This window comes from Devosia sp. XGJD_8 (assembly GCF_046614475.1).
In the GTDB taxonomy this organism is placed as follows: Bacteria; Pseudomonadota; Alphaproteobacteria; order Rhizobiales; family Devosiaceae; genus Devosia.
Map to the genome: position 1 here is coordinate 1,594,307 of NZ_JBKJHF010000001.1, position 15,624 is coordinate 1,609,930.

A 15,624-nucleotide genomic window follows, 5' to 3' on the forward strand; every position below is an offset into this window, starting at 1 on the left:
CGGCCCGCAGGCAGGTCCCGCAGATGCGCCGGACCTTGGTGCAGTTTGCCGTGCCACACAAGCGCGCAGCGCGTCGTCCACCGATTTGTCCGCGCCCCTGTTGCGGGATTGACGCGGGCGGGAAACACCTCAATGTAAAGCCATTGCGGCCGTCTTCGGCCCCCGCCCGTTTTGCCAATCAAGGCCCTCCATGTCCCAGACCATCTCCATTCGTACCGCCCCCTTTGCCGGTGCCGCCGCACCCTTGACCATCATCTACGCCGCTGAAGACGCCGCGCCCGCGGGCGCCGCCGCCGCCATCTGGGCCGCCACCGGTCTGGATTGGGTGGAGACTGCGGCGGCCGCCGCCTTCAAGGGCAAGCAGGGCCAGGCGCTCGATGTCATGGGCAAGGGTGGCCGCCGCCTCCTGGTGCTGGGCAGCGGCAAGCCCGTTGCCGACGCCCCGCTCAACGGCTGGACCGACCGCGGCGGCTCGCTCATGCACAAGCTCGCCGCCACCCGCGCCGGTTCGGTCTCGGTGATCCTGGACGAAGCAGGGGCCAGCGCCGCCGCCATCGCCGAACTGGCCGCGGGCCTGCGCCTGCGCCACTACAAGTTCGACAAATACAAGTCCGCCCGCAGCGACGACGCGCCCGCGGCCCTTGCCGTCACCCTGCATGTGGCCGATCCCGCCGCGGCCGAAACCGCCATCGCCGATCGCAATGCCACGGTCGAAGGCACATTGCTTGCCCGCGATCTGGTCAACGAGCCGGCCAATATCCTGGGCCCCGTCGAATTCGCCGCCCGCGCCGCCCAGTTGTCCGATCTGGGCGTCGAGGTCGAAATCCTCGAGCCCGAAGCCCTCGAAAAGCTCGGCATGGGCTCGCTGCTCTGCGTTGCCCAGGGCTCTGATCGCCCGGCGCGTCTCGTCATCATGCATTGGCGCGGCGGCGATGTCGGCGCGGCGCCGCTGGCTTTCGTCGGCAAGGGCGTGGTCTTCGATACCGGCGGCATTTCCATCAAGCCCGCCGCCAATATGGAAGACATGAAGGGCGATATGGGTGGCGCCGCCGCCGTCACCGGGCTGATGCATACCCTTGCGGCCCGCAAGGCCCCGGTCAACGCCGTCGGCGTCATCGGCCTCGTCGAGAACATGCCCTCGGGCGGCTCGGTCCGGCCCGGCGACATCGTCAAGGCCATGAGCGGCACGACGATCGAGGTGATCAATACCGATGCCGAGGGCCGCCTCGTGCTCGCCGATGCTCTCTGGTACACGCAGGACCGCTTCAAGCCCCGCTTCATGATCAATCTGGCGACCCTCACCGGCGCCATCATCGTTGCCCTGGGCCACGAGCATGCCGGCCTCTTCTCCAACAATGACGAGCTCTCGATCCAGCTGCTCAATGCCGGGCTCAACGCCAACGAAAAGCTCTGGCGCATGCCGCTGGCCCCGGCCTACGACAAGATGATCGAGTCCAAGTTCGCCGATATCCGCAATTCGGTCGGCCGCCCCGCCGGCTCGATCACTGCCGCCCAGTTCCTGCAGCGCTTCGTCAACAACGTGCCCTGGGCCCATCTCGACATCGCCGGCACGGCCTTTGGGGCAGGGACCTCCGAAGTCAACACCTCCTGGGCCCCCGGCTTCGGCGTCGCGCTGCTCGATCGGCTGGTCAGGGATTATTACCAGGGTTAGGGGTGCGCTTCTCCCCCTCTCCCCTTGAGGGAGAGGGTGGTTCTGCCGCGTTTAGCGGCGGAACCGGGTGAGGGGTGCTGCGCTCACCCATGCTGAAGACCAAGAAAGAAACCCCTCATCCGCCCTTCGGGCACCTTCTCCCTCAAGGGGAGAAGGGAGGAACAAGCCGCGACAACCCACCCATTCGCCGATTCAATCTTCCGCCCGGCCACATGAAGGGCTTAACTGCATCCATGTCTGACGTCCTCTTCTATCACCTTGAAGTTCGCCCGCTCGAAGCGGTCCTTCCCGCGCTTCTGGAAAAGACCCTGGAGCGCGGCTGGCGGGCCGTGGTTGAAGTCGGCTCCACCGAGCGCGCCGAGGCGCTCGATGCCCATCTGTGGACCTTCCGCGATGACAGCTTCCTTGCCCATGGTCTGGCGGGTGAAACGACCGACGCGCACCAGCCCGTGCTGATCACGACCGGTACTGACAATCCCAACGGCGCCGCCGTGCGCTTTTTCATCGATCGCGCCGTGCCCCAGTCCGCCGATGGCTATGAGCGCATCGTCTACATGTTCTCCGGCCACGATCCCGATGCGGTCGCCGAAGCGCGCCTCGCCTGGAAGGCCTTGAAGCCGGGCAACGATCTGACCTATTGGCAGCAGGAAACCGACGGCCGCTGGGTCAAGAAGGCATGAGCACCGATCTCGCCACGCCCAGCCGCCATCAGCTGCATGAAGACATCTTCGCCATGTTCATCGGCACCATGCTGGTATCGCTCGGCATCGTCTTCTATGCCCAGGCCACCCTGACCACCGGCAGCACGGCCGGCTTGGCCCTGCTGCTGCAGTATGGCACCGGCATTCCCTTTGCCTGGCTGTTCTTCGCCATCAACCTGCCATTCTACATTCTGGCCGTGCTGCGCATGGGCTGGCCCTTCGCCCTCAAGACCTTTGCCTGCGTCGGCATGGTCTCTTATTTCTCCGCGCAGATACCCGCCTGGATCGACATTTCCCGCATCGAACCGCTCTATGCGTCTCTGGTCGGCGGCGGGCTGATGGGCTTGGGCATTCTCTCGCTCTTCCGCCACAAGGCGAGCGTTGGCGGCATCAATATTCTGGCGCTCTACCTGCAGGACAATTTCGGCATTCGCGCCGGCTATTTCCAGCTCGGCGTCGATGCGGTGATCCTGGCCTCGGCCTTCTTCGTGCTGCCCGTCGACCGCGTGATCTATTCGATCCTGGGCGCCCTGGTGCTCAACATGATCATCGCCACCAATCACAAGCCCGGACGCTACGTCGGCTTCAGCTAGCCTCGATCTTAGTCTTCTTTTGCTTGCGCGGCTCCACTTGGGGCGCTGCCGGCTCGAGGTCCTTGGCAAGGCTCTCCGAATAGAGATCCATATAGTCCTGCATCAGCTCGTAGCAGAAGATGACCTCGATCGTTTCCGGATCGTAGAAGGCATTGGGCTCCCCGCAACGCTTGGCGTTGAACTGCACCGTCTTGCCCAGGCTGTAGTTTCTGCGCAGCTCGTCGGCCACCTGGTCGAACACGCCGCTGGCCCGGAAGGCCTGGGCCGCTTCCTTCAGGCGCTGCCCCGCATCATGATAGGTCACCACCACCTCGGTGCCCCTTTTGTCGCCGCGCCCGCCCAGCAGCGACCGCAGTGACCGGTCGACCGTGTCATAGTCCCATTGGCAGCTCTGCTGCCGGTCGCGGATGATGCGGAATTCATTGGCGATGGGGCGGAACGAGGTCTCGTCCATGCCCACCATCAGGCAGACGATCTGGTAGGCCCGCTGCTTGTCGAGGCTATGCACGGCCGCATAGTCGCTTTCGCTGCCGCCGCTGTCATAGGCGACCCCGGACAGGATCCACCCCTCCGCCGCATCGACCAGCGCCTGCTCTGCCTCCGGTCCGCGCTTGTTGAGCAGGATCCAGGTGGCGACATTGTCCGCCGCGTCTTCTTCCCGGCCCAGCACGGGCATGTCGAACTGGTGGAACAGCAGGTGGCCCAGCTCGTGATACAGCACGAACAGGCTGTTATTGTAGGCAAAGCGATGGACGGCAGCGCGCTGCTTCTTGGTCAGTTCCTGCGCCTGCACCGCACCTGCAAGGCAGAGCATGCACAGGGATAAGGCAGCAAGCAGCTTGGCAACAGGGCGCATCACGCACTTTCGTCTATTCAGGCCGCCAGCAAAGGGCAGGGGGCATCAACTGTCAACCGACTGGCCCCACTCCGGTTAATCCTTTCCCGGCGCCCAGTCGGCCTCCGCCAGCTCGAAGCCGGAAAACTGGAATCCCGGCGCCACCGTGCAACCGACAAGCGTCCACTCGCCCGTGCTCACCGCCGCCTGCCAGGCCGCACGCGGCACGATCACCTGCGGGCGCTGGCCGGCCGCGAGGTCGCTTCCCAGCATGTGCTCATCCACATGCTTCCCGTCAGAAAGGCGCAGCCGCAGCGGCGCCCCGGCATACCAGTGCCACACCTCCACCGCGTCGACCCGGTGCCAATGCGATGCCTCGCCCGCTTCGAGCAGATAGTAGATGGCCGTGGACCGTGTCCGGCCGTCCGCCTGTTCGGCATCCTCGAAGGTCTGCACATACCAGCCGCCCTCGGGGTGCCGCTGCATGCCCAGCGTCTCGATCACGTCCCTGGCGGCCAGCCTGCTCATGCGCGTTCGACGCTCTCGAGCTCGGCGCTCAGCGCCAGCCACTGCTCTTCGGTGGCCTCAAGGTCGGCGCTGAAGCGCGCCTTGTCCTTGCCCAGGGCGATCATCCGGTCCGGCGGCCCATTGTAGACCTTGGGGTCCTCGAGCTGCGCGTCGATCTTGCCGATTTCCACCTTGAGGCGGGCAATCTTGGTTTCCGCGTCCTTGATGGAGCTCTTGAGCGGCGCAATCTCGGCCCGGCGGGCTGCCGCCTCGGCCTTGTTGGCCTTGCGATCCGCCTTGCTGACGCCACTGCCGCCCTTGCCCTCCTTGGTGGAGGTGATGCTGCGCTGGTAGCTGTCGAGATCCTCGTCCAGCTCGCGGATCGTGCCGCCTTCGGCGATCCACAGCGTGTCGCAGGTCGCCTCGATCAGGTGGCGATCGTGGCTGATGATCAGCACGGCGCCTTCATAATCGTTGAGCGCATGCACCAGCGCGTCGCGGCTGTCGATATCGAGATGGTTGGTCGGCTCGTCGAGGATCATCATGCCCGGGCCTGAAAAGGTGATCAGGCCCATCAGCAGGCGGGCGCGCTCGCCGCCCGAAAGGTTCTTGGCCAGCGTATCCATGCGCGACTTGGTCAGGCCCATCTGGCTCAGCCGCGAGCGGCGCTTGGCCTCGCTGTCCGTCGGCATCAGCTCGACCACATGCTCGAACGGCGTCCAGTCCGGCTTGAGCTTGTCCATCTGGTGCTGCGCAAAATGCGCGATTTCCAGCTTCTTGCCCTTGCCGAAGCTGCCGCCCATCGGCTTGATGTCGCCGGCCAGTAGCTTGGCGAAGGTCGACTTGCCGTTGCCGTTGACGCCGATCAGCGCGATGCGGTCACCCGGATCGATCCGCATGTTGATGTGGCGCAGGATGGTCTTGTCGCCATAGCCCGCCGACACGCCGTCCAGCGTGATCATCGGCGTCGCCTGCTCGGCCTTGGGCTGCTGGAAGGTGAATGGCGCCGAATATTCATCGAACATGGCTGCCGGTGGCTTGAGCTTTTCGATCATCTTCATGCGCGACTGGGCCTGCTTGGCCTTGCTCGCCTTGGCCTTGAAGCGGTCGACGAATTTCTGCAGATGCGCAACCTGGTCCAGCGCCTTGTCGCGCCCCTTGTTGTTGAGCTCCATCTGCATGCGACGCGTGGTTTCGAACGTGTCGTAATTGCCCTTGTAGAAGGTCAGCTTGCGATGCTCGAGATGGATGATCGAGTTGACCGACTTGTTCAGCAGGTCGCGATCATGGCTGATCATGAAGACGGTATAGGGATAGGTCGCGAGGTACTTTTCCAGCCACAGCGTGCCTTCAAGATCGAGATAGTTGGTCGGCTCGTCGAGCAGCAGCAGGTCGGGCTGGCTGAACAGCACGCCGGCCAGCGCCACGCGCATGCGCCAGCCGCCCGACAGCTCATGCGTCGGCGCATTCTGCCGGTCCTGCTCGAAGCCCAGGCCCTTGAGAATGGACGAGGCCCGCGCCTCGGCCGAATGCGCGTCGATATCGGCCAGGCGAATATAGATCTCGCTGATCCGGTCCGGGTCGGTGGCCGTCTCGGCCTCCGCCATCAGCGCCGTCCGCTCCTTGTCGGCTGCCAGCACGACGTCGAGCACGCTCTCATTGCCGGCCGGCGCTTCCTGCGCCACCGCCCCGATCCGCGCTTTCTTGTTCAGCTCGATCGAGCCTGAATCCAGCGAGATATGCCCCTGGATCAAATGGAACAGTGTGGTCTTGCCCGTCCCGTTCTTGCCCACGAAGCCCGTCTTGGAGCCGGTCGGCAGCACCACCGACGCGTCTTCGAACAGCTCGCGGCCCTGGATGCGATAGGTGAGGTTGGTGATGGTCAGCATGATGCGGCAATCTGTGGAAGGCGGGCTCACGCTGGCGACGGCAAAACCGTGGCCCCAAGCCTGCAACGAAGTGTTTGCGGTTGGATAGAGTTAAGCGCCGGTCATGGCAACCGGCTTTACGGCATGGCTGCCGTCCCCGCTGGAGCCACTTTCTCTGTCGGGCGTTATGCCTGTCCAACCAGAAAGGACCGTCCATGACCTCGATGAAGCTTGTTCTCGCCCTTGCCACCCTCTCCGTTATCCCCGGCATGGTCCATGCCCAGGAGGCGCGCACCCTTGATGATCTCGACGCCGATCGGCTCAATGCCAGCCAGGTCAAGATCGAGTTCGAATATACCGGCGGCGCCTGCGAAGAGGTCGGCACCGCAGAACTGGGCGAGCTCGTCGATGGCACGCTTTCGGTGACCTTCCCCACCACGAGCACCGCGGAAGTCTGCACCATGCAGGCGGTGGAAATCGAGGTCGAGCAGGCCATCGAAGCCGACGAAACCGTCACCCATGTCGATGTCACCCTGCTGGCTCCCGACGGCACGGTCATGGCGACCGGCACCGACCGCGTCGACGAGGACTGACCCCTGCAATCGTGGCGGCCAGCATTGGCCGCCACCCGTCTTGCCTCCGTCGCAGTCTCCCGCTACAAGGCGCCACCTTCCCAACAGACCCATTCAAGGATCGACCCAATGGCGCTCGAACGCACCTTCTCCATCATCAAGCCCGATGCCGTCCGCCGCAATCTCATCGGCAAGATCATCGCCAAGTTCGAGGAAGCCGGTCTCCGCCCGATCGCCCTCAAGAAGATCCACATGACCCGCGCTCAGGCCGAAGGCTTCTACGCGGTCCACAAGGAACGCCCCTTCTTCGGCGAGCTGGTCGAGCAGATGATCGCGTCGCCCGTCGTCGTCCAGGTCCTGGAAGGCGAAGGCGCCATCCTCAAGAACCGTGAAGTGATGGGCGCCACCAATCCGGAAAACGCCGCTCCCGGCACCATCCGCAAGGAATTCGCCCTCTCGATCGGCGAAAACTCGGTCCACGGCTCCGACGCCCCGGAAACCGCCGCCCAGGAAATCAAGTTCTTCTTCAACGACGACGAACTGGTTGGGTGAGACCTGACGGCTGGCTCTTGCCAGCCGGCAAATCGCTCCGGTGGAGCGATTTGAGGGGCGAACGCCCTGAGCCATGCGAAGGGCCGGACCGGCCGCGCAATGCACTCGAATCCTAGGCCGCCCGCCGGGCGGCCTTTTTGCTTGTTTGTGCTATGGTGTGTCCAACCACCATGGCCTCGACCTCAAATTCCATCCGCAAACCGGGCCTCCCGCCCCATGCGGCCATGACGCCAATGTTTGGCGGCGTCCAGAAAGCCAGTAATGTCCCTGCCTGATACCATCCTTGCCCCGCTTGCCCGCGCCCTCGCCGCCAAAGGCTATGAGACGCTGACGCCGGTCCAGGCCGCCATCATCGAAGACCAGACCAGCGGGCGCGACCTGCTCGTTTCCGCCCAGACCGGCTCGGGCAAGACCGTTGCCTTTGGCATGGCGATCGCGCCGACCCTGCTGGGCGATGCCGAACGCTTCACCGAAACCGGCGCGCCGCTCGCGCTGCTGATCGCCCCGACCCGCGAGCTGGCCCTCCAGGTGCAGCGCGAACTCGAATGGCTCTATGCCGAAACCGGCGCCCGCACCGCCTCCTGCGTCGGCGGCATGGATGCGCGCACCGAGCGCCGCGCCCTCGAACGCGGCGCCCATATCGTCGTCGGCACGCCGGGGCGCCTCCGCGATCACATCACCCGCGGCGCCCTCGACATGTCGGCTTTGCGCGCCGTCGTGCTCGACGAAGCCGATGAAATGCTCGACCTGGGCTTCCGCGAAGACCTCGAATTCATCCTCGACGCTGCTCCCGAAGACCGTCGTACGTTGCTGTTCTCGGCCACTGTTCCCAAGCCCATCGCCCAGCTGGCCAAGACCTTCCAGCGCGATGCCCTGCGCGTCGCTGCCTCCAGCGGCACCGAGCAGCATGCCGACATCGACTACAAGCTGATGCTTGTCCCCTCCGCCGAGCGCGAAAACGCCATCATCAACACGCTGCTCTACTACGAGGCCGTCAACACCATCGTCTTCGCCTCCACCCGCGAGGGCGTGAAGCACCTCTCGGCGCGCCTGCACAACCGAGGCTTTGACGTCGTCACCCTCTCCGGCGAGCTCAGCCAGTCCGAGCGCACCAATGCGCTGCAGTCCATGCGCGATGGCCGCGCCCGCATCTGCGTCGCCACCGACGTCGCCGCCCGGGGCATCGACCTGCCCAACCTGGATCTCGTCATCCACGCCGATCTGCCCACCAATGCCGATACGCTGCTGCACCGCTCGGGCCGCACCGGCCGGGCAGGGCGCAAGGGCACCTGCGTCATCATCGCGCCGATGCATCGCCGGGCCGTCGCCCAGCGCATCCTCAAGACGGCCCGCCTCGACGTCACCATGATGGCCCCGCCTTCCGCCGAGGAAATCGAGGCCCGCTACCGCGAGAGCATCCTCACCGCCGAGGGGCTGACCCAGCCGGTCGGCGAGGAAGAGGCCGAGTTCGTCTCCCAGCTTCTGGCGCGCTACACGCCTGAGGCCATTGCTGCCGCCTATCTGCGCCAGCAGCTGGCCGCCCGTCCCGCCCCCGAGGATGTCTCCGACGCCCCGGTCTTCGACAAGCCCGGCGACAAGGACCCGCGCACGCGCGAAAAGTTCGAGGGCGGCACCTGGTTCAAGGTCACCGTTGGCCGCAAGCACAAGGCCGAGCCGCGCTGGCTGCTGCCCATGCTGTGCAAGGCCGGCGGCGTCACCAAGACCGCCATTGGCTCGATCCGAATCTTCGATACCGAATCCATCTTCGAGGTCGCCGCCCAGAAGGCCGATGCCTTTGCCCGCAGCGTCGAAAAGAATGGTAGCGGCGAACGTGGCGTCACCATTGCGCCCGTCGATGGTCCGGGCGAACGCCGCGCCGGCCCTCCGCCCAGCCAGCGTCGCCCGCCAGGCCCGGTCGAGCGCTTCGATCCCGACGCGCCGCGCCCCGGCCGCGCCGATCGTCAGGCCCGCTATGGCTCGGCCGGTCTGCGTCCGGATGATCTGGAGGCTCCTCCTGCCACCGGTGGCTGGAACCCCGCCGAGGCCGAAGCCCCGCGTGCCCCCAGGCCCGATTTCGACAAGCCGCGGCCGCCCAAGGTCAACAAGGCGCCGCCCAGCAAGGACAAGGGCAAGCCCAAATGGGCCGGCAAGCCTGCCGAAGGCGCGCCCTTTGCCAAGAAGGAAAAGCCTGCCAAGAAGGACCACAAGCCCAAGCGCAAGCCGCAGGTCTGAACTCTGGCGAGCACCGTGACGCAATGACTCTACCCACCATTGTGAGCTTCTGGCATGGCCCCATGAGCTGGCTGGAGGCGCTCTCGATCGCCTCCTTCCACCGGCACGGGCACACGGTCGAGGTCTATTCCTTCGATCCCGTGCCCGGCCTGCCCGCCGGCGCCGTCGCGCGCGACGCCGCCAAGGTGCTGCCGCGTGACAAGCTGGTCTTCTACAAGGGCAAGGGCACGCCCGGCGTCTTCTCGGACTATTTCCGCATGATGGCCCTCAGGCAGGGCAGGGGCGTCTATGCCGATCTCGACGTCTATTGCGTACGCCCCATCGAGGGGCCGCCCGATTATCTCATGGCTTATGAGCGGCCCGGCTCGGTGAACGGCGCCGTGCTGCATATCCCGGCCGATGCGCCGCTGCTCGATGATCTGCTGGCCATCTTCACCCAGGCCGAGCGGCCCCTGTTCGAGCCGCATCTGCCGCCTGTCCGCCGCATCGAGGTCGCGGTCCGCCGCCTTTTCGGCGAGAAGATTGCCCCAGAAGACATGCAATATGGCGCCACCGGCCCCATGGCGCTCACCCACTATGTCGCGCGCCGCGGCCTGGCGTCACGCGTCCTGCCCAGCAGCGTGCTCTATCCCATCCCCTATGAGGATATCCCGGCGCTGATGACGCCCGGCTCCAGCGTCGATCCCGCCATCAGGCCCGAGACCCTCGCCATCCACCTCTGGCGCAGCCAGCTCACCCGCCGCGGCCGCGCCGACATGCCGCTTCCCGCGCCCGGCAGCGCCATGGCCGCCCTCTGCGCCCGCGAAGGCATCGACCTGCCGCCCGGCTAGTCCCCGCCGGCACATCTGATCTGCCCTTGCGGCACTTCACCTTTGTGCCCATTTGTCCTATCACCACTCCGCCCAGGACGACCTCGGGTGCATGTCTTTCGGCCGGGACGACCCGCCTTTCAGGAGTCATCCCCATGGCCTGGGTCTACCTCATCATTGCCGGCCTGTTCGAAATGGGCTGGGCCATCGGCCTCAAATATACCGACGGCTTCACCCGACTCGTTCCCACGGCGCTCACTGTCGCGGCCATGATCGTCAGCGTCATCCTGCTCGGTCTGGCCCTGCGCGATCTGCCGGTCGGCACCGGCTACGCCATCTGGACCGGCATCGGCACCGTCGGCACGGCGCTGCTTGGCATGTATCTCTTTGGCGATCCGGCGACCGTGGCGCGCCTGGCCTGCATCGGCATGATCGTCGCCGGCATCGTCGGCCTCAAGCTTTTCTCTTGATATTTCAAATGTTTGAGGCGCCGGCCTGAATCACTTTGCCGGCGCCTTGAATCATCTTCTCAGCGCCGGGACTGTGACAAAAAAGTTGAAGTTCCACGCGAACCGGCCCGCTCCCCATTTTGTTAATGGCCAAATCAGCGTGGCTTGTTAGATTCGCGACACAGGAATGCCGAATTCGCGTCGCCGGCCCCCCAAGTTCACAGTTGGAGAGCAATAGTGCCTTTGCGCTGGCAGGAAGTGGCTTTGCCACTATTCGTAATCGTTTCCCTCATCGCCCTCAAATACATCCCCCTCACCGAAGGTCTGCCGCTCGCCCGCGCCGCTGGGGTGGTTGCCTTTGGCTATGCCGCTTTCCTGGCCCTGCGCCTGGTCCAGAGCGAGGAAGCCGTCAGCGTCGATGGCTGGTCCGAACTGCGCCCCTCCATGGTGGAATATTTTGCCTGCTACGGCGCGGCGGCTCTCGCCGTGGTGCTGATGAGCGCCATCATCGTCATCGGTGGCACGCGGCACGTTGAAGCCACCCAGATGGTGGCCACCTTCATCGCCTCCGTCATGCTGGGTTCGGGCGCTGTCGCCATCGGCCTTGGCGGGCTCTTCACCAAGGTGCGCTGGAACAATTCCGTGCTGGAGCACCGCAGCGCCCTCGGCCGCGAAACCCGCATCGCCTGGTCCGACGTCCGCGCCGTCCGGCCCTGCTGGCGCGGCGTCACCATCGCCACGCACGATGCCCAGCGCGTCACCTTCTCCCAGTTCCACTCCGGCGCCGCCCAGCTGGCCATCCACGCCACCAACCGCGCCCGCCGCAACGCCGAAACCTCCACCAAGGCCTTTGCCTCGCTCTGAGCCGGCCGAAGGCAAAATCGCTCCAGTGGAGCGATTTTGGGTTCAGAGGCCATGAGAGCTGCGCTCGAATGGCAGGGCGTACCCCACCCACCGCACGTCACCCTCGTGCTCGACCCGAGGGCTCTTCTCTTGCCGAACGACGGGCGCACGATGCTACCCCACCCACGGGACGGCACCTCCCCCTTGATGGGCTCCGATCCGTCCCGAAGGGCAAATCGCTCCAGTGGAGCGATTTGAGGTGAGAAGGATGGGAGGGGGTGACGGGAGCCCGGATATCGGGGCCAAACCACACCCACCCTTGATCCCTGTCGACTGCGGCATCGAGCCCCCCAACTTATCCCCACGCTTATCCCCCTCCCCAAAACCTGTGGCACACTCCTGCCCATCACCCCGCACGGGCGGCCTGCAGGCGAACAGTGGCTGGGGTGAGCCGGGCGCGGGCTTTGCCTCTCGCGCAGGTTCGAGACCTGGCCGCAGCATGGCGAGCGATCATGCTGCGCGATAACCGGGACTGTTCCAAAAACCGGCACCCCGAGGCGACTACCGTCTCGTTTTTTAAATTTCCAGAGGCGGCATCCGCCTCGGGGCCCGCTCGTTTTTGACAACCGCGACCCAGGCGGCGCCTCCGCACGCCCATTCACGCCGCAAATGCCCGGCATCACCCCAATTCAATTGAGCGCGGTCCGGCCCTCCGCTAATCTCCACCCATGAACCAGCCCGTCGCCCTCCGTACCGCCCGTTCGGTCTGCCCGCATGATTGCCCATCCGCCTGCGCGCTGGATGTGGACATCATCGACAATGCCACCATCGGCCGGGTGCGTGGCGCCAAGGATGATCCCTATACCGCCGGCGTCATCTGCGAAAAAGTCGCCCGCTATGCCGAGCGCGTGCACCATCCGGAGCGCCTGCTGCACCCGCTCCGCCGCACCGGCCCCAAGGGCAGCGGCCAGTTCGCCCGGATCTCCTGGGATGAAGCCCTCGACGAGATCGCCGCCCGCTTCACCCAGATCGAAGCCGAGCACGGCGCCGAGGCCATCTGGCCCTACTATTATGCCGGCACCATGGGCCATGTGCATCGCGACGGCATCGACCGCCTGCGCGCCGCCAAGGGCTATTCCCGCCAATATGACACCATCTGCACCGGCACGTCCTGGCCTGGCTACATCGCCGGCACCGGCATGCTCGGCGGGGTCAATCCCGAGCAGATGGCCGAGAGCGACTGCGTCGTCATCTGGGGCACCAATGCCGTGCATACCCAGGTCAATGTCATGACCCATGCCATGCGCGCCAAAAAGGAGCGCAAGGCCAAGGTCGTCGTCATCGACATCTACCAGACCGCCACCATGGCCCAGGCCGATCTGGGCCTGATCCTCCGCCCCGGCACCGATGGCGCGCTGGCCGTCGCCGTCATGCATGTCCTGCTGCGCGATGGTCTGGCCGACCGCGCCTATATGGCCAAATACACCGATTTCGGGCCCGATTTCGAAGCCCACCTCGCCGGCAGGACGCCCGAATGGGCCGCCGAAATCACCGGCCTGACCGTGGCCGAGATCGAGGCCTTCGCCCATCTCGTCGGCACCACGCCGCGCTCCTATTTCCGCCTCGGCTATGGCTTCACCCGCCAGCGCAATGGCTCCACCGCCATGCATGCCGCCCTCTGCATTCCTGCCATGACAGGCGCCTGGCAGCATCGCGGCGGCGGTGCCTTCCACTCCAATTCGGGCACCTGGAAACTCGACAAGTCCCGCCTCACCGGCACGCATCTGCAAAAGGGCGATCCGCGCTGGCTCGACATGTCCGAGATCGGCCCGATCCTGACTGGCGACCCGAGGGCGCTCAAGCAGGGCGGTCCGGTCAGGGCCATGATCGTCCAGAACACCAATCCCGCCGCTGTCGCCCCCGACCAGACGCTGACCCGCCGGGGTCTCGCCCGCGACGACCTCTTCCTCGTCGTGCATGAGCAGTTCATGACCGAGACGGCCGAACTGGCCGACATCGTCCTGCCCGCCACCATGTTCCTCGAACATAACGACTATTACACCCGCGGCGGCCATACCCGCGTGCTCTACGGCCCCGCGCTGATCCAGCGTCCCGGCGAGACCCGCTCCAACCACGAAGTCATCAACGCCCTGGCCCTGCGCCTCGGCCTCGAAGACGAGAGCTTCCACATGGCGGACCGCGACGTCGTCGCCGAAACCTTCCGTCGCTCCAGCTATCCCGCGCTCGATGAAGTGGAAAAGACCGGCTTCGTCGATCGCGAACGCCCCGACGCCGCGGCTCGTTTTGCCGATGGTTTCGCCTGGCCCGACCAGCGCTTCCGCTTCGCCCCGAACTGGCAGGATGTCGCCGACAGAAAGGGCTATCTCTGGACCTGCGACCCGGCCGACATGCCGCGCTTCGCCGACCACTGGGCTATCACCGAGGCCACCGATGCCGAGCACCCGTTCCGCCTCGCCACCAGCCCGGCCCGCGCCTTCCTCAATTCAAGCTTCAACGAAACGCCCGGCAGCCGGAAGCGCGAAGGCGTGCCCTCGGTCTTCATCCATCCCGATGACGCCGCCCGTCTCGGCATCGAAGAGGGCCAGTTCGTCACCCTCGGCAATCGCCGCGGTTCGGTCGACCTCACTGCCCGCATCCGCACCGGCCTGCCCACCGGCGTCCTCATCGCCGAGGGCCTGCACCAGAACAAGGCCCATCGCGGGGGCAGGGGCATCAACACCCTCACCAACGCCACGCCCGCCCCCCCCTTCGGCGGCGCTGCCTTCCACGACGCCGCGGTCTGGATCAGGCGGGCTTAGAGCCGTCCCAGCGGGCAAATCGCTCCAGTGGAGCGATTTGAGGTGACTTCGCCGGCGATCCGCGCAGCGGATGAAAGGCTCCGGTGGAGCCTTTCAAGCCAAGAAGGCCATGAGGGCTATGCCCGAATGGCGGGGACTAGGCGTAAGCCCCCCAGAAGAAATACCCGGTCATGAACACCCCATAGACAATCACGGCCATCCGAATCCATTGTGTCGGAATGTGATGCGCATATTTGGCCGCCAGATAGCCGCCGATCACGACGCCCACCAGCGCGATCGAGCCGTGATACCAGTCGATCGACTCGCTCAGCGCAAACCGCGCCACCGCCACCAGCGCCACGATGGCCGAGATATAGAGCTTGAGCCCGTTCATGGCATGGATGTCGCTCATCCCCGCCGTGGCGAGAAAGGCCAGCAGCAGAATGCCCAGCCCGGCATTGAAGAACCCGCCATAGACGCAGACGCCGGCAAGGAACGCCATCAGCAGCGCCTGGCCCAGCACCTTCATCCCCCGCCGCCCGCCATGCAGCGACGCGACCAGGCCATTGATCCGGTTGCCGAAGATGAACAGCAGCACGGCAAAGCCCATCAGCCAGGGCACCACCAGCGAAAACAGCTCGTCCGATACCACCAGCAGCAGCTCGGCACCCACATAGCCGAACACCGCCGCCATGATGGCATAGAGCACCAGCCTGTCCTTGTGCTTGGCCATGGCATGCCAATAGCCCACCGTCCCGCTCACATAGCCGGGAAGGGCCGCATAGGTGTTGGACGCATTGGCGATCACCGGCGGCACCCCGACAAACAGCAGGGCCGGAAACACGATGAACGACCCTCCGCCCGCCAGCGAATTGACCGCCCCGCCCAATAGGCCGGCAATCAACAGGAACAGTGTTTCGATCATGGTCACGGGCCTCTTCTCCTCCCCCTTCAGGGGGAGGTCGGGTTGGGGTCTTGGTCTGCGCACATACGCTGGTCGCATCAGTTCGCCCAACACAAATCGCTGATCACCCCATCACCGCGATTGATCGCATGCCCGCCATGCCGTTGACAAAGCGCCCCGTCGCGCACATATCCGGCTCAGGTCGCTGGCACCCGCCGCTCGCCGGAAGCATTTCCGATGGTGAAGTCCAGTCTCCGCGCATGAGAACGAACTCCGGTTCATCCCCTGC

Annotated in this window: 14 protein-coding genes; 10 read left to right on the forward strand and 4 right to left on the reverse strand. The window is 65.3% G+C overall.

Going from position 1 to position 15,624, the window contains the following annotated elements; genetic code table 11:
• The first annotated feature begins 190 nt into the window (after window positions 1-190).
• The 3 genes from ACLI1C_RS07455 (at window position 191) to ACLI1C_RS07465 (ending at window position 2,966) form a co-directional block, all read left to right on the forward strand.
• Entirely contained in the window at window positions 191-1,672 is a 1,482-nt protein-coding gene (locus ACLI1C_RS07455; protein WP_411396245.1) for a leucyl aminopeptidase, read from the forward strand.
• A 233-nt stretch (window positions 1,673-1,905) separates the two neighbouring features.
• The gene (locus tag ACLI1C_RS07460; protein WP_411398255.1) at window positions 1,906-2,352 is read left to right on the forward strand and encodes a DNA polymerase III subunit chi; all 447 of its coding nucleotides are present in this window, start codon (window positions 1,906-1,908) and stop codon (window positions 2,350-2,352) included.
• The gene (locus ACLI1C_RS07465; RefSeq protein WP_411396246.1) at window positions 2,349-2,966 is read left to right on the forward strand and encodes a YitT family protein; all 618 of its coding nucleotides are present in this window, start codon (window positions 2,349-2,351) and stop codon (window positions 2,964-2,966) included. Before ACLI1C_RS07460 ends, ACLI1C_RS07465 begins: the two co-directional genes overlap by 4 nt.
• Here the strand turns inward: ACLI1C_RS07465 and ACLI1C_RS07470 are convergent.
• From ACLI1C_RS07470 to ACLI1C_RS07480, 3 genes are all read right to left on the reverse strand, one after another.
• On the reverse strand, window positions 2,959-3,822 hold the full coding sequence (locus tag ACLI1C_RS07470) for a DUF4344 domain-containing metallopeptidase (protein WP_411398256.1): 864 nt from the start codon (window positions 3,820-3,822) through the stop codon (window positions 2,959-2,961). The two genes, ACLI1C_RS07465 and ACLI1C_RS07470, sit on opposite strands and share 8 nt — an antisense overlap.
• A 75-nt stretch (window positions 3,823-3,897) precedes the next feature.
• Window positions 3,898-4,329 carry a cupin domain-containing protein gene (locus ACLI1C_RS07475; RefSeq protein WP_411396247.1) on the reverse strand — a complete coding sequence of 144 codons (432 nt, stop codon included), beginning with the start codon at window positions 4,327-4,329 and terminating at the stop codon, window positions 3,898-3,900.
• Complete coding sequence (locus ACLI1C_RS07480; RefSeq protein WP_411396248.1) at window positions 4,326-6,197, reverse strand: ABC-F family ATP-binding cassette domain-containing protein; 1,872 nt, start codon at window positions 6,195-6,197, stop codon at window positions 4,326-4,328. The genes ACLI1C_RS07475 and ACLI1C_RS07480 overlap by 4 nt, the downstream gene beginning before the upstream one ends.
• A gap of 194 nt (window positions 6,198-6,391) precedes the next feature.
• Here ACLI1C_RS07480 and ACLI1C_RS07485 point away from each other — a divergent pair, with 194 nt between their 5' ends.
• The 7 genes from ACLI1C_RS07485 to ACLI1C_RS07515 all read left to right on the forward strand — a co-directional run bounded on the left by ACLI1C_RS07485 (window position 6,392) and on the right by ACLI1C_RS07515 (window position 14,452).
• Window positions 6,392-6,769, forward strand: a complete 378-nt coding sequence (locus ACLI1C_RS07485) for a hypothetical protein (RefSeq protein ID WP_411396249.1) — start codon at window positions 6,392-6,394, stop codon at window positions 6,767-6,769.
• A gap of 108 nt (window positions 6,770-6,877) precedes the next feature.
• Entirely contained in the window at window positions 6,878-7,300 is a 423-nt protein-coding gene (ndk, locus tag ACLI1C_RS07490) for a nucleoside-diphosphate kinase (protein ID WP_411396250.1), read from the forward strand.
• Window positions 7,301-7,561: 261 nt separating this feature from the next.
• Complete coding sequence (locus ACLI1C_RS07495) at window positions 7,562-9,532, forward strand: DEAD/DEAH box helicase (protein ID WP_411396251.1); 1,971 nt, start codon at window positions 7,562-7,564, stop codon at window positions 9,530-9,532.
• Window positions 9,533-9,555: 23 nt separating this feature from the next.
• Window positions 9,556-10,362 carry a hypothetical protein gene (locus ACLI1C_RS07500; protein ID WP_411396252.1) on the forward strand — a complete coding sequence of 269 codons (807 nt, stop codon included), beginning with the start codon at window positions 9,556-9,558 and terminating at the stop codon, window positions 10,360-10,362.
• Window positions 10,363-10,496: 134 nt separating this feature from the next.
• A complete protein-coding gene (gene sugE, locus ACLI1C_RS07505) occupies window positions 10,497-10,811 on the forward strand; it encodes a quaternary ammonium compound efflux SMR transporter SugE (protein WP_411396253.1) in 315 nt (104 codons plus the stop codon).
• Window positions 10,812-11,054: 243 nt separating this feature from the next.
• Window positions 11,055-11,654, forward strand: coding sequence for a hypothetical protein (locus ACLI1C_RS07510; RefSeq protein ID WP_411396254.1), 600 nt, complete (start codon window positions 11,055-11,057; stop codon window positions 11,652-11,654).
• A 707-nt stretch (window positions 11,655-12,361) separates the two neighbouring features.
• Window positions 12,362-14,452 (forward strand): molybdopterin-dependent oxidoreductase, encoded by a 2,091-nt coding sequence (locus ACLI1C_RS07515; protein WP_411396255.1) that lies wholly within the window; start codon window positions 12,362-12,364, stop codon window positions 14,450-14,452.
• A gap of 136 nt (window positions 14,453-14,588) precedes the next feature.
• On the opposite strand, the gene ACLI1C_RS07520 is transcribed toward ACLI1C_RS07515, so the two are convergent.
• The gene (locus ACLI1C_RS07520) at window positions 14,589-15,356 is read right to left on the reverse strand and encodes a sulfite exporter TauE/SafE family protein (protein ID WP_411398258.1); all 768 of its coding nucleotides are present in this window, start codon (window positions 15,354-15,356) and stop codon (window positions 14,589-14,591) included.
• Window positions 15,357-15,624: the final 268 nt, after the last annotated feature.